Here is a 14630-nt window from a genome sequence, read left to right as displayed (position 1 = left end):
ATGCCCCCAACCGCACACCCGTACCCGGATCGACCTATTGGTCGGTGGAGGTACGTCAGGGCAGGGGGAACGCGCGGCTGACCGCCGAGGTGACGGCGCTGGCCTGCAGGGGCATCGACGAGATCAACCGCGACGCACCCTCACCGACCCCGCTGAGCACCGAGCCGTGCACGAGGCCACTGCCCGTGACCGGGCGCACCCACACCGAGCTCGCACCGTCGAGGTCGACCGTCACGAGCCGGTCGCCGAGCAGGTCGATCCTGCGCGAGCGTGCCGTGCCGTCGACCACGGTGAGCACCTCGACCGTGCCGTTCCCGCCGACGGAGATGAGGTGCAGGGTGCGGTCCACCCCGCCCGTGGGGTCGAACGCTGCCGCTGCCACCGGCGCCATCTCGTCATCCGGCACCGCTGACGGGACCCCCTCGACGGACGTCGACCACGCGAAGTCCCCGGGCGTGACCTGATCGTCTGCGACGCCCCCTGCCGGGGCACCCGACGAGACCGTGCGGCTGAGCACCGACGCCACGACGGGCACGTCTGCCCGCAGTGCCACGGCGTAGGTCCCGGCGGGCACGCCCCGCACCTCGAGCTGACCGACACCGCCGGCGACGACGCTCAGCACGCTCTCCCCCGTCGTCGGAACCAGACCCTGCGGACCGAACACGCTGACCCGCACCACGGCATCCTGATCACCGGGCACCGCCACCCGCACGGCGGTCGGCCCGCCACCGAACGCCACCCCCGGCACGACCTGGACCTCACTCGCCGCCGCGGTCGCGGAGGTGGTCTCGGCACCGAGCGCCCTGCTGCCCTCGATCCACGTGTCGGTCAGCGTGGCGCGCACCCCGCCACCCCCGGCGCGCACGTGCACGGCGAGCAGCGACTCATCCCCGGCCTTGGCGTCGAGCAACAGGCTGACCCTCCCGCCGGGAGGCACGGTCTCGACGTACGGGTCGGCGAGCGGCCCGGAGGCGCCGTGCACCGTGACGTCGGCGGTCACCGGGTTGGCGCCGGGGTTGGAGAGCACCAGCCGCTCCTGGCGACCCGGGCCCTCGCCGCCGCCGAGCAGCCAGTGCTCTGCGGCGCCGGGCCCACACGGCACGCTGACCAGACCCCGCAGCTCAGGTCGCTCGACGCGCCATTCCTGGGTTCCGGCGACGGCGGGAGCGAACGGCCCCTCCCCGATCAGCACCACGGCCCCGGCACCCCCGAGCGGGGCGCTCTGCACCCCCGGGCGGGTGCCGAGCGTCAGCACCTCGGTGTTCCCGGATGCCGCGACGAGCCGCCCGTCGCCGGTCGCCGGGGCGGGCAGCAGCTCCTCGGGCCCGGCCGCCGCAGTGACCGTCGCCGGGACCGTCGCGTCCGTAACGCCGGGGATGCCGCTGAGCTCCGGGCCCGGGCACGTCTGCGTGACCCGGGTCGCCAGGGAGAACCCAGCCACCGACGCCTCGGCGGACCCTGTGGCCTCCACGAGCTCGATCTCGCGGGGGTTGGCCGTCGTGAACGCCACGAGCCCGACGGCGACCCCGGCCGGGACGACGACGCGGGTGATCCCCGCCCAGTTCAGCGCCCGCAGCGCAGAACCGGCACGGGACAGGCCTCGTGTCACCACGTTCATCCGGCACGCACCCGTGACTCGCGCCGCCCGAAGGGCACCGCCAGGAAGGCGAGCACGAGCACCGCCACGACCTGGCCGACCTGCCACCAGCGCTCGGGGTTGGTCACGGTGATGGCCAGTCGACTGCCCCCGACCGGAACCTCGTAGGTCGGGGTCGGGGCACCGTCCACGGCGTCGAGGACAACCCCGTCGACCGTGACGACGGCGTGCTCGGCCCAGTCCGCGGGTTCGGCCACGACGAGCTGCCCGCCGGACGGAGCCACGAGGCTGGCCTCGGTGGCGGCGTGCAGCCCCGTCGTCGGCACGAGCACGACGCCCTCGGGGCTCACCAGCCGCAGCCGGGGCGGGGCGACGAGCGCTCGCTCGTCGGGCTCCCCGGTGCGCGGGCTGACCCGCCACATCTGCCACCCCTCGCGCGGGGCGATGCGCTGCAAGCCCTCGGTGGCGTCGAGCCGGCGGGTGACGTCGAGGTCGACGTCACCGCGCACGGCGAGCAGGTCGGTGGCGGTGCCCGAGAACAGTTCTGCCCCCGACGACGCGTCACCGAGCATGGACGTGACGTCGGAGGCCATCGCCGCGTCGGCCTCGGTCACGACGGGCAGCGGGCGCACGACGTCGGCAGCCTCGCGGCCGACGAACCGGTAGCCCGCACCGCGCTCCCCCGGGCTGACGAACAGCGCCCGGGTCGCGAAGGCGCCCTGCGCCTGCTCGACCGAGACGGCTGGCCGCGGGTCGACCCACGGCGCGAGCTCGCTGCCGAGCGTCGCCCAGATCACCCCGCCCGCGGACACCAGGACGGCGAGGATGCCGGTGCTCGCCACGGCGCGCCGCGCTAGGACGGGGGCGAGTCGGGTCGACGCGGCCCGGCCCAGCACGATGCCGTCGAGTCCGCGGGCCAGGGCGAGCACGACGACGAGCGCGAACGGCAGCAGCATGGTGCCGGCCCACACGGTGATGGGTTCGCCGGCTCCCTCGAGCCCGGCGGGGATGGTGCCGAGCCGCACGGAGGGGGCGATCAGGGCGAGTGCCAACAGCACGGGGGCGAGCACGGCGAGGACGGCACCCGAGCCGCCCCACGAACGGCCGCGCACCAGGGACAGGGCGGCGAGCGCCACGAGCGGCGCAGCGGTCCACACGAGCGGCGTCCCGGCGCCCCCGGGGCTGAGCAGCGCGACCTGCCACGGCAGCGGCGCCTGCCCTCCCCACTGGGCCAGACCGGAGCCGGCGAGCAGTGCGGGCACGGACGTCTCAGCGGCCCGCACGAGCCACGGCGCCAGCACCGCGACCGGGACCACCGCGACGACGAGCGCGTGCAGGCGCACCCGGCTGCGCACGAGGAACAGAACGAGCGCGAGCACCACGACGGGGACGAGCAGCACCGGCGCGAAGGCCCCCAGCAGCACGGCAGCCAGCGCCGTCGCGAAGGCACTCGTGGCCGTCGACCGGCGAGCGGCGATGAGCCACAGCCCGCAGGCCAGCGGCGGCAGCAGGACGAGCGCGACGAGGGCCCCCACCCTCCCCTGGGCCACCGACGCCGCGGCGACACCCGTGGTGGCCCACGCGAACGCGGCAAGGGCCCGCACCCAGCGGGTGCCGGCCACCGGCCGCAGGGCGAGGTAGGCACTCACGGCCGCGAGCGGCATCCCCACGATGACGAGGAGCGCGACGACCAACCCCGCCGGTGACGACGCCTGCGGCACCAGGGGCAGTGCGTCGACGACTCGGGTGGGCAGCGCGAGCAGGGCCGCCGACGGGGCGACCGGGCCGGGGCCACCGAGGCCGGCGCCCGACCAGCCGTCGGCCCAGGAGTGCCAGAGGGTGGCGGCGTCGGCGCGCGTGCCGACCAGTTCGCCGCCGGCGAGGCCGGACCCGGCACCCGTGAGCACCCCGACCCCGAGCGAACGCCCGGCAGCTGCCGCGACGATGGCCGCGCCGACACCCGCGAGCACCCCGGGGGTGCGCAGCACCGTGGACAGCCACGACCGGTGCGTGTGTTCGTGGGCCTCTTCACCGACGGGCTGGCGCGGCCCGACGACGGCGTCGTGGACGGCATCCGCCCAGGACGTGAGCACGGCGCGCCGCGGCTCGAACAGGGCCCGCAGGTCGCGGCGCCCCACCTCGCGGCGTCGGCGCGTGCGCCAGCGGGCGATCGTGCCACGGAACGGGTCGAGGGAGGCCAGGGACGAGAACTCGGCCCACGCCGCACGGGGCCGCTTGAGCAGCAACAGCCCGAGGGCCGCGAGCACGCTGGTGACGGCGATCCACAGTGCCATGGCGGGCACCGTCCACCACGGCGCCCGGGCGAGGGCCACGCGGCGGGCGGCCCGGCGCTGGCCGGGGGTGGGCGCCGACACCAGCGTCAGCGCGGCGTCGGTGTGCACGCGCGCGGAGGGCACGACGACGACGCGGCGCCCGGCCGCGTGTGCTCGCCACCCGAGGTCGAGGTCGGCCCCGACGTCCCCCAAACTGCGCTCCCACCCGCCGAGGTCGGTGAGCAGGTCACGCTCGACGAGGGAGCCTGCCAGCGGCACGGCGAGGACGTCACTCAGCCGGTCGTACTGGCCCTGGTCGGGCTCGCCCGGTGCGGGTCGCGGCAGGAGCCGACCCCCGCGAGTGGTGCGGATCGACAGGCCCCGGAGCAGGTTCGGGTGCTCGGCGTCGACGTGCTTCGGGCCGAGGATGCCGGTGGACGGCGAGCGCCGCCAGTCGTCGACGAGGGCGACGAGGGCGCCGGGCTCGGGGGTGGTGCCGACAGGCAGGAGCCAGGCCAGGGTCGTGGGGTCCTGCTGGTCGAGCAGGGCACGGTGGATCGCGGTGCGCACGGGGGCCCGCTGGTCGCCGGGGACGATCGTGAGGGGCACGCGGTGGCTGCTGCGGGCCCGGTCGACGACGTCGCCCACGGTCGCGGCCGCGGGGGACCCGGGGGGCGTGCGGTCCAGGACGATCACGGCATCCGGCGTCAGCGACTGCTCGAGGACTGCGGTGAGGAGGTCGGCCAGCCCGCCGGGGTCACGACGGGTGATGACCACTGCGGCCACCGTCGCTTGGGCACCGTCCGGGGTGAGGGGGTCGGACGGGGTCGGGGTGGGGTGCGCGGCGGCCAAGGTCATGCGGTCTGGCGGGACGGTCCGAGAAGGCGTGACGACGGCCGGCGGGGGCCGATCGTCACACCGCGCGCTTCTTGAGCTTGCGACGCTCGCGCTCGGACAGCCCGCCCCAGATGCCGAAGCGCTCGTCGTTCTCGAGCGCGTACTCCAGGCACTCGGAGCGCACGTCACACCCGACGCAGACCTTCTTGGCCTCGCGAGTGGAGCCGCCCTTCTCGGGGAAGAACGCCTCGGGGTCGGTCTGGGCGCACAGTGAGCGCTCCTGCCAGGACAGACCGCCGTCGTCGGCCTCGCTCTCCTCGAGCAGTCCGTCGATCAGGTACAACTCGTTCATCACGTCTCCTCGCCCCTCGACCCATGTGAACCGGTCGGGCAGCCGGAGCACATGCATGGAATTACACGCGTGTCATGCACCCCGCGTCAAGCCGGGTGGTGTTATTGCTCCCCTTTTTGCGTGATCCACGGCGTTTCGTGGGCGAATCGCCGACCGAACGGCCCTGCTGGGACACTGGCGCCATGCACATCACCGCTCTCGCAGGCGGGGTCGGCGGCGCCCGGTTCATCCGCGGACTGCGCCACCACCTCGACACCACTCCCGCTCTGGCCGACTCCACGGTGACCGTCATCGCCAACACGGGTGACGACATCACCTTGTTCGGCCTGCGGGTGAGCCCCGACGTCGACACCCTGCTCTACACCCTGGGCGGCGGCATCCACGAGGGTCAGGGGTGGGGCCGCGCCGACGAGAGCCACCGCGTGCAGGGTGAGCTCGCGGCCTACGGTGCGCTGCCGCAGTGGTTCGCCCTCGGTGACCTCGACGTCGGCACGCACATCGTGCGCTCGCAGTGGCTGGGTCAGGGGGTGTCGCTCAGCGAGGTGACCGCGCGCCTGGCGGCCCGCTGGGGGCTGCCCGAGCGACGGATCACGCTGCTGCCGATGTCCGACATGCCCGTCGAGACCCACGTGGTCGTGGCCGACGGTGACGGCGAGGGCGACGGTGCTGCCGAGCGGGCGATCCACTTCCAGGAGTGGTGGGTGCGCCACCAGGCCTCGATCCCGGCGCAGCGGTTCGTCGTGGCCGGCCTCGACCGCGCCACCGCCGCCCCGGGCGTTCTCGACGCGATCCGCTCCGCCGACGTCGTGCTGCTGCCGCCGAGCAACCCGGTGGTCTCGATCGGCATCATCCTCGGGGTGCCGGGGGTGCGGGACGCCCTGCGCGGCACCACTGCTCCCGTCGTCGGCATCTCCCCCCTCATCTCGGGCCGGCCGATCCGCGGGCACGCCGACGCCTGCCTGAGCACGATCGGCATCGACTCGACGGCCCAGGCGGTCGCGGGCCTGTACGAGGACTTCCTCGACGGCTGGCTCGTCGATCCCGCCGACGCCACCACCCGCGCCCGCGCCCGAGTCGAGGCGTTCGACGGGCCCTTGCTGATGACCGACGTCGAGGCGACCGCCCGCATCGCCGCCCACGCGCTGCGCCTCGCCGACGCGGTGCGCGCGTGAGTGACCCGCGGATGCCGGGGCACCTCGACGCTGCGGGCTCACCGGCGCCGTCACTCACCGTGGTCGGGGTTCGTGGCATCGGGGAGGTCGTGGCCGGGTCCGACGTCGCCCGTCTCGTCGTCGACGCCCTCGCCCGCGACGGGGTCTCGCTCGGTGCCGGGGACTGCCTCGTCGTCTCGAGCAAGGTGGCGTCGAAGTCGCTGGGCCTGACCTGGAGCGGCTCGAAGGTGGATGCCGTCGCGGCCGGGACCGTGCGCGTCGTCGCCGAGCGCTGGGCCGACGGTCGACCGACCCGGGTCGTCGAGTCGGTGGCCGGGCCGGTCATGGCCGCGGCCGGTGTCGACGGGTCGAACACCGGGCCGTCCGCCACCCTGCTGGTGCTGCCGGATGACCCGGATGCCGTGGCCGACCGGTTGCGCTCGGACGTGCTGGCCCTGCTCGGTCTGGACGCCTCGACGCCGTTCGCGGTCGTGCTGAGCGACACCGCGGGCCGTGCCTGGCGTGGAGGGCTCACCGACTTCGCCCTGGGCAGCGCCGGCCTGCACGTTCTCGAGGACCTGCGCGGCGGCGTCGACCACGACGGGCGCCCGCTCGCGGTGACCATGCGCGCGGTCGCGGACGAGGTCGCGGCAGCCGCCGACCTCGTGAAGGGGAAGGCGAACGGCATCCCCGCCGCGCTCGTGCGCGGGCTGGACCCGGCCTGCTTCGACGCCTCGGCGGAGGGTGCCCGCCGGCTCGTGCGCACCGGCCCCGGGGACTGGTTCGCCCTCGGGCACGTCGAGGCGGTGCGGACTGCGCTGGGTGCGGCGCCGGGCAGCGACGAGGCGCTCGAGGTGGGCGTCGCATCGGCCGGTGACCGCGACGACGTGGTGGCCCGGGTGGGTCGCGTCGTCGCGCTGGCCCTGCTCGAGGTCCCCGAGGGGTCGGCCGACGTCGACGTCCGATCGGCACGGGGAGCCGACGCCGCCAAGGACACCACGCAGGACGGGGCCCGCGGAGCAGCCGTCGCCGAGATCGCCCTCGCCGCGCCCGAGGACTACGAGCTCGGCCGCCTGGTGACCCGCCTCGAGGTCGCGGCACACAGTGAGGGCCTGCGCGCCACCGTCACTGCGAGAGGTCCGCTCTGCGTGACGCTGACCCTGTCGGAACCCGATCCAGCGGTCACATCGCACGCTTCGCGGCAATCCTGAGAGAGCCTCAGGGGGTGCTGTACAGGGTCGTTTCCCCGGGCAAGGAATTCCCTTCACCCGGCAACGACGCCAGCACCAAGGGATGCCAACCGCGCAACCAGCCGCGCCCCTGACACCCCACCCCGCCGGCCGAGTTCAGGCAGCCGCGGCGCTCAGGAGTCGGTGCGCCTCAACGACCTGAGCCATGAACTGATCAGGTACCAACCGCAGCCCGAGCACGGGGACGCGGAGCACGCGCTCTTCCCGCAGGACGACCGAGTTCTGGCGCAGCGCATCGTCGACGACATGGAGCGCGAGAGCGTGGTGCCCTCCATCGACCTCCACCACAAGACCGACGTCCTCCCACGCGGCATCGAGATACACCCGGCCGCTCGGGAGAGCCCTCACCACCTGTCGGCTCGGCTCGGGGAGTCCGTACTCACGGCAGAGGCCAGCGAAGTCGAGCTCACCCAACGAGTGTGCCCCGTTGCACAGGTCACCAAGCGTGACCCTCAGCAGCGCTTGGCGAGCCGGAGACATGCGGGTCCTGCACTCGTTCCAGGCCGCGGACAACCGTTCAGGCGTGGTGAGCCTCTGCTGCAGCACGAGGCAGAGAATCAGGACGGCCTGCCGGTCGCTCACAGCCCACGCCGCGCCGTTGATCGCCGCCAACGGCACGTCAACTCGAGGCAAGCCCGACCTGCGGGAGGCAGGCATGATCCGCCGCCGGTGTCGTCGCACTCCCTCGACCTGCCTGCTCCGATTCGCCTTCGGCACGGAGACATCGATGACCGACGGCTCGTACATGGTGAGGCCGGAGGCGACCAGCGCTGACACTCCGTCGAGGACGGACCCAGCACCGGTCTCCCAGACTGCGCGCCAGAGCAGGGCTCTGCCCGTGGGCTCCCCATTGCCGACGACGACGGTCTGCACGCCCCTCGTGAGCCATCGGCCGGCCGAGACCTCACTTCGCACATCGGCACGGGTGATGCCGACGGATCGCAGGTCGGACCGATGGGCAACCCCGTCGTGGTCACCTGCGACCGACTCGGCCAGTCGGGCCCGATCCGGTCGAGCCAGTCTCGACCGTCGGGGCCTTGGGGCGGTGCCAGCCTGAGGTTGCGCGCTCTCCATCGGCCAACTCTCGCGCGGATCCACGACTGATTGGCGATATCCACAGGTCGCGGGTGCCGATGAGCTTGCTCAGAGCTGCTCATGGGGTGCCAACCGCGCAACCAACCGCGCCCCTGACACCCCACTCCGCCGTCATCCCCACCCCAAGGGATGCCAACCGCGCAACCAACCGCGCCCCTGACACCCCACCCCACCAGGCGCCCCCTCCGCGAGCCACCCGACACCAGGTCCGATCAGCGCCCGCGCACGGGCAGGTGGGTTCGCGGCGACATCCGCGGGCCGCGCCGAGGCCGATTGGCCCCGGCCAGCTCGAGCAGCCGCTGGACGCGGTAGCGGTGCCCGGCATACGGCTGAAGCAACTCCGCCAGCCCGTCGTCGTCGACGGGTGTGCCGGTCAGCGCCCAGCCGATGTTCTTCGCCACGTGGTAGTCGCCGAAGCTCACCTCGTCGGCCAGCCCCAGCGCCCGCTGCGCCACCTCGGCCCACGTCCAGCGCCCCACTCCGGGCAGCGCCTGCAGCCGAGCACGGGCAGCCTCCACCGGCAGGTCGGCACACTCCTCGATCCGCCTCGCATGACGAACCGCGTGCACGACGGTGCGCGAGCGAGCCGGATCGACACCGGCGGCCAACCACTCCCACGACGGGATGCCGGCCCACCCCGCCGCGCTCGGTGGCACCTTGAGAGCGAGGTCGGCTCCCGGCCCGGGCGCAGGCTCCCCGAAGCGGGTCACCAATCGCCGGTACCCCGAGAAGGCCTCCTGCCCGGTCACCTTCTGCTCGATCACCGAGGGCACCAGCGCCTGGAGCACCAGACCCGAGCGCGGCACCCGCCACCCGGGGAAGACCCGCCACGCCTGCGCCACGGGGGCGTGGTGCGGCTCGAACCCCGCGGGGTCGTCTCGCTCACCGACGAGATCGGGCACCTGCTCGAGGGCCCACGCCGAGCCGGCCCCCCAGGCCTGCGCCGCCACCTCGCCCGCGGCAGCAGCGACCGACAGCCTGAGCGTCACCGGGCCGTCGGGCGTGAGCCAGCCGAACCACCAGGCGTCATGCTCGCGCCGGCTCGTGGGGTCTCCCCCGCCCCGGCGGAACACCGAGACCACCGCCCCGAGCGGCACCGGCCGGGAGGTGTGGACCACCCGCGAACGAGGCTCATTCACCGGCATCCGAACGGGTCGCCTCCCGAATCAGGAGCCGAGGTGGCGGGGAGCCACCCGCAGGGCAGGACCGCTCGGGGTGGACGCACCCTTGAAGGCAGCCCACACGTAGGTCGGCACGAGCGGCAGGGCCGCCCGGAACACGGCCGGCGGCACCCGGCGCGACCACGCGGGCACGTTGTCACCAGCGGCGAACGCGCTGGGGTCCGACAGCACCGGGACGGTGTAGTCCCACACGTCGAAGTCGGCGAAGAGGCGGCGCAACCCGGCCGGGGTGTAGTAGCGCTCGTAGTAGTGCTCGCCCTTGCCGGTCAGCCATATGTAGCGGTCCGCGGCACCGCGCGGCAGCCAGGACAGGAACGGCAGCCGGTGGTGCGGTTCGAGCACCTGCCAGCGGTGGCCGATGCCGAGGTAGAGCACCCCGCCCGGGCGCAGCACCCGGTGGATGTCGGCGACGACGGCTTCGGGGTCGACCACGTGTTCGTAGATGTGGTTGAGCACGACGATGTCGAACGTGTCGTCGTCGGACGGCAGCGCCTCACCGCGGGCCACCCGGAAGTCGACCCGCTCGCCGAAGCGGGCCCGGGCCTTCGCCAGCCCGGGTTCGTCGATGTCGACGCCGGTCGTGCTCGCCCCGGCGAGGGCGAGCTCGTCGGCGATGAAGCCCGCCGAGCAGCCGACGTCGAGGGCGCGCAGCCCGTCGAGCCGCTCGACCCCGAGGGCGTGGCGCACGACCGCGATGAGCTTGGCCGCCTTCTGCCGCCGGGCCTGCTCGTCGAGCATCTTGGCCATCGTCTCGGAGTAGGCCAGCTGCTCCTCTCGGCCCTGGTCGTCGGTCACGGGGTCGATCCTAGGAGGTGGTGGCGACGCCCCCAGGCCCAGGCGGCGCCGGCGAGCACGAGGTCCGCGAGGACGGCGAGGAACCGGGCGACGACGACCACCGCGGTCGCCGCCGGCAGCGGCATGAGGGTGACGAGCAGGAGGGCGAGCAGGCCGTCGCGCACCCCGACGCCGGCTGGCACGAGGATGCTGAACATGCCGGCCGCGGACGCGAGCGCGAAGCCGCACACGCTCGTGACGAGCAGCGGGCCGAGCGGCACCTCGGGTGCCACGCTGCGCGCGAGCACGAAGGTCCCGAGCCCCGTGGAGACCCACGCGCCGACGAACCAGGCCGAGGTCAGGGCGATCGCCCGCCCCGACAGCTCGTGCTCGAGGGGCTCTCGCCGCAGCAGCCGCAGCCCCCGGGTGATGGCGGCGTTGAGCAGCCGGGGCCACAGCAACACCGCCCCGAGACCGACGGCGAGCGCGATCCACCACCACGAGAAGGCGTCGGCGTCACGGTCGACGAGCCGCGGCAGGGCGGGGACCCCGAGCACGCACCCGGTGAGCACCGCCAAACCGATCGACAGGATGCCGACGACGGCCATCCGCCGCCGTGGCACGTGCAGCCGGGCCCCCATCTCGGTCTGGGCCACGACGGACCAGACCGACCCGGGCAGGTACTTGCCGAGCTGCCCCACGAGGAAGACGCTGGATGCCGGTGCCGCCGGGAGGTGGGTGCCGAGGTCCGCGAGCAGCACGCGCCACCCCATGAGGGTGAGCACCGGCGCGGCGACGACGAGCACGAACGCCAGCGCCACGGTGGCCCAGCCCATCTCGCCGAGCTCACCCGAGACCTGCGCCCAGTTGCGCCAGAGCGCGACCCCGGCCGCCGCGAGGACCACCGCGAGCGCCACCCAGCGCAGGGTGTCGAACAGGCTGCGGCGCCGCCCGACAGCAGCCTCGGTCGGCAGCGCGTCGTCGCCCAGACCGGTCATGTCAACGCCGCCACGTCAGCGCCGCCGGAAGGTCAGGCGGAGCATCGCGTAGGCCGGGGAGTCGCCGCCCGTGGCCTCGGCGCGGGCGTCACGCATGCGGTCGAGCACGTCACCGTCGGCGTCTCCGACGAGCCTCAGCCCGAGGTCGTCGGCGCGCGCGAGGATGCCGCGCACGTCGGCTGGGCGCACCGCGAAGTCGGGGTCGTCGTCGCCGATGGGCAGGGTGAGGATGAGCAGCCCGCCCGAGCGCAGCGCCCAGGACGCCTGGCCGATGGCGACGTCGACGTCGGATGCCGTGCAGCCGCCGGGATGCAGCCGGGTGATGACGTCCAGGCTCGCGGTGTCGATGTCGAGCACGGCGACGGCGGCACGGTGACCGGTCAGCTCGAGCTCGACGGGGGCGAACCCGACGGCCCTGGCCCAGCGACCGAGCGGGCTCCCGCTGCCGGACTCGTCGACGATGACCGAGGAGCGGTGCCCGTCGTCGCGGATGCGCACCACCGCGGCGAGCGCCCCGAGGGCCGCCCAGGCCGCCACCGGCTCGCCGGGCCGGGGCAGCCCGAGCCCCCGGGCGATGGCGACGGCGTCGACGGCGTCGGAGTCCAGGGCCAGCACGTCGGTCGCTCGCACCCGCGACGGGATGTCGCCCGGAGCGATCTCGACGACGGGACGACGGCGCGCCCGGATGCCGGCCACGGTCGCCTTCGCGCGTGCCACCGGGCCGAGCCGGAGCCCGGCCCCGTCGACCTCGGACAGGGCCTCGTCGACGGGGTCGAGCGGGGCAGCGGCAAGCGCCTCGATGCCCCCGACGTAGTTCGCCCACGGCCCGGAGAGGTCAGGGGGGCGCACGGCCGAGCGCAGCGCCTCGGTGGCGCCGGGCTCGGTCAGACGGCGCAGGGCCTCGACCAGGGCCGCCCGGTCGCCCGGTGGCACGAGCAGCCCGTCGACGCCGTCCCTGATCTGCTCGGGGAAGGTGCCGACGGTGGTCGCGAGCACCGGCAGGCCATGCTTGCGCGCGAGCAGCACGTTCTGCGACGCGGTGGCCGAGCGGTAGGTCAGGGCGAGCACGTCGTGCTGGGCGAGCAGCCCGGCGATCCGGTCGGCGGGCACGTACCCCGGGTGCAGCTCGACGCGACCCACCACGCGCGGGTCGTTGGCGAGCTCGCGAACGGTGCGACCGGCATCCCCCCACAGCTCCCCCGCGATGGTGAGGTGGATGCCGGGCACGTCGCGCACCGCGTCGACGAGGAGGTCGACCCCCTTGTAGTCGCGCACGATGCCGAGAGCGAGCACCCGCACGGGGGTCTCGCCTGCATCGGCGTCGTTGGCCACGCGGGGCTCGGGGTCTCCCCCGGGCAGGTGCGGTGGCAGGTCGAGCTCGCGCACGTGGTGCGCGACGAGGGTGGCCGCGAGGCGGGCCTGCTCGTCGGAGTGGACCACGACGGCATCCACCCGCTGCACGAGCGCCTCGACGAGCTGGCGGGCACCTGGGTGGCTCTCGTGCGGGAGCACGTTGTGGGCGATGAGGATCGTGCGCGGGCCGTGCCCGGATGCCGTGGCGCGGCCGGCGCCGGCGGCGCGCAGCAGGGCCAGGTGGGCGGGGACCACGGCGGGGATGACGTGCACGACGATGATGACGTCGACGTCACGCAGGCGTCGACCGGCGCGCAGCCAGGTGTCCGGGCGGGCCCAGGAGAGCACCCGCAGAGTGCGCGGGAACGGCTCGACGTCGGGGGCGCCGCCGGGCACGGACTGCTCGCCGGGGTAGAGCGCACTCGGGTAGAGGTGGCTCCACGACACGAGGGTGACGTCGTGACCGGCTTCGCTCAGCTCGTGCGCCAGGGTCGTCGTGTGGGCCGCCACCCCACCCTTGAAGGGGTGCGTGGGGCCGACGAGCGCGACGGTGAGCGCGGCGCTGCCCGACGACGCGTCGCGCTCAGACACCGTCTCGCGATCTCACCACGAGGTCGGAGAGCAGGGCCAGGCTGGCGATCATGATGCCGCTGACGATGAGCAGCACCGTGCTCGCCGGGAAGTAGAACGGGTGACGCACCATGTCGACGACCGCCTTGCCGACGCCGAGGACGATCATCCACAGCGCCGGGGGCATGAGCACCTTGAGCGGGTCGAAGTACATCACCATGCGCAGCACCTGGAGGATGTAGCGGTAGGCGTCCCCGACGAAGTGGAACTTGCTCACCCCGGCGCGCTTGGCGTAGCTGGTCTCGACGTACTTGATGTCGTGCTGGTTGGACAGGAACGCGATGGTGATCGTCGTGACGCAGGAGAACCCGGCCGGCAGCAGGCGCAGGTAGGGCAGCGACACCTCGCGGCGGAAGGCCCGCAGACCCGAGTTCAGGTCGGGGATCTTGGTCTTGGTCAGCCACTGGGCGATGTTGCGGATGAGCCACTTGGCGGGCACGCGAGCCCACTTGTGGGTGCCCTCCTCGGTGGTGCGGGCGCCGACGACCTGGTCGTAGGTGGCGTCGTCGCGCAGGATCCGCACGAGCTCGGGGATGCGCTCGTTCTCGTAGGTCATGTCGGCGTCGGTCCACACGACGATCTCGCCGCGGGCCTGCTGGGTGCCGATGCGCCGGGCCGTGCCCGAGCCGCCGTTGCGCCGGAACGGCAGGATGCGCAGGTTCGGGTAGTTCTGCTGGGCGTGGCGCAGCACGTCGAGGGTGTCGTCGGTGCTGGCGTCGTCGATGCAGAGCAGCTCGTACGTCAGCTCGCTGGCGGTCATCGCCGCGGTGATGCGGTCGATCTCCTTCAGCACGTGCGCGCCCTCGTTGTAGCAGGGCAGCACGATCGTGACGTACGGCGCGGGGCCGGGGCCTGCGGGGCCGTCCTCGATCGGGTAGCTCGGGTGGCCGGTGCGCGCTCCGGGTGCGGCCACCTCGCTGGCGCCGGTCGGGGATGCCGGGCCGGCCGGGTCGTTGCTGCGCCCGGCCATCTCCCCGGAGCGCACCGAGATCTTCTCGGTGGGGGCCGCGTGCAGGTGCGCGTGGTCGTCGGCGCCAGCGGGCGTGGGGACTGCTCGAGTGTCGGCGCCCGAGGGCACGGCTTCAGGGTGCTCATTCATCACCCGTGAGCCTACCGGCGGCGCGCTCCCCCACTGGCTT

11 protein-coding genes are annotated in these 14630 nt (G+C 74.0%); 2 read left to right on the top strand and 9 right to left on the bottom strand.

Going from position 1 to position 14630, the window contains the following annotated elements; genetic code table 11:
* Window positions 1-55 precede the first annotated feature (55 nt).
* Genes C8E84_RS16575 through C8E84_RS16565 form a run of 3 tightly spaced genes read right to left on the bottom strand, consistent with a single transcriptional unit; the run spans window position 56 to window position 5059 of the window.
* Window positions 56-1609 carry a DUF5719 family protein gene (locus C8E84_RS16575; protein WP_159903909.1) on the bottom strand — a complete coding sequence of 518 codons (1554 nt, stop codon included), beginning with the start codon at window positions 1607-1609 and terminating at the stop codon, window positions 56-58.
* Between the two features lie 5 nt (window positions 1610-1614).
* Window positions 1615-4728, bottom strand: a complete 3114-nt coding sequence (locus tag C8E84_RS16570; protein WP_159903907.1) for a glycosyltransferase family 2 protein — start codon at window positions 4726-4728, stop codon at window positions 1615-1617.
* Between the two features lie 55 nt (window positions 4729-4783).
* Entirely contained in the window at window positions 4784-5059 is a 276-nt protein-coding gene (locus C8E84_RS16565) for a WhiB family transcriptional regulator (protein WP_159903905.1), read from the bottom strand.
* A 182-nt stretch (window positions 5060-5241) separates the two neighbouring features.
* Between C8E84_RS16565 and cofD the strand changes: the two genes are divergently transcribed.
* Together cofD and C8E84_RS16555 are read left to right on the top strand one after the other, a co-directional pair.
* Entirely contained in the window at window positions 5242-6231 is a 990-nt protein-coding gene (cofD, locus tag C8E84_RS16560) for a 2-phospho-L-lactate transferase (protein WP_159903903.1), read from the top strand.
* Window positions 6228-7421 carry a coenzyme F420-0:L-glutamate ligase gene (locus C8E84_RS16555; RefSeq protein WP_246197002.1) on the top strand — a complete coding sequence of 398 codons (1194 nt, stop codon included), beginning with the start codon at window positions 6228-6230 and terminating at the stop codon, window positions 7419-7421. Before cofD ends, C8E84_RS16555 begins: the two co-directional genes overlap by 4 nt.
* A 135-nt stretch (window positions 7422-7556) precedes the next feature.
* Here the strand turns inward: C8E84_RS16555 and C8E84_RS16550 are convergent, their stop codons facing one another.
* The 6 genes from C8E84_RS16550 to C8E84_RS16525 form a co-directional block, all read right to left on the bottom strand.
* Window positions 7557-8333 (bottom strand): endonuclease domain-containing protein, encoded by a 777-nt coding sequence (locus C8E84_RS16550; RefSeq protein ID WP_246197001.1) that lies wholly within the window; start codon window positions 8331-8333, stop codon window positions 7557-7559.
* A 434-nt stretch (window positions 8334-8767) separates the two neighbouring features.
* Window positions 8768-9700, bottom strand: coding sequence for a DNA-3-methyladenine glycosylase family protein (locus C8E84_RS16545; protein WP_159903901.1), 933 nt, complete (start codon window positions 9698-9700; stop codon window positions 8768-8770).
* 21 nt (window positions 9701-9721) lie between these two features.
* Window positions 9722-10531, bottom strand: a complete 810-nt coding sequence (locus C8E84_RS16540) for a class I SAM-dependent methyltransferase (protein WP_246196999.1) — start codon at window positions 10529-10531, stop codon at window positions 9722-9724.
* The gene (locus C8E84_RS16535) at window positions 10528-11508 is read right to left on the bottom strand and encodes a lysylphosphatidylglycerol synthase domain-containing protein (RefSeq protein WP_159903899.1); all 981 of its coding nucleotides are present in this window, start codon (window positions 11506-11508) and stop codon (window positions 10528-10530) included. The genes C8E84_RS16540 and C8E84_RS16535 overlap by 4 nt, the downstream gene beginning before the upstream one ends.
* 15 nt (window positions 11509-11523) lie before the next feature.
* The gene (locus C8E84_RS16530) at window positions 11524-13452 is read right to left on the bottom strand and encodes a glycosyltransferase family 4 protein (protein ID WP_159903897.1); all 1929 of its coding nucleotides are present in this window, start codon (window positions 13450-13452) and stop codon (window positions 11524-11526) included.
* Window positions 13445-14590: a glycosyltransferase family 2 protein gene (locus C8E84_RS16525; protein ID WP_246196998.1), complete on the bottom strand. Its 1146-nt coding sequence runs from the start codon at window positions 14588-14590 to the stop codon at window positions 13445-13447. Before C8E84_RS16525 ends, C8E84_RS16530 begins: the two co-directional genes overlap by 8 nt.
* Window positions 14591-14630: the final 40 nt, after the last annotated feature.

This window comes from Ornithinibacter aureus (genome assembly GCF_009858245.1).
Taxonomy (GTDB): Bacteria; Actinomycetota; Actinomycetes; order Actinomycetales; family Dermatophilaceae; genus Fodinibacter; species Fodinibacter aureus.
The sequence above is the reverse complement of the archived record's forward strand: the minus strand, read 5'-3'. Positions and strand labels throughout refer to the sequence as shown.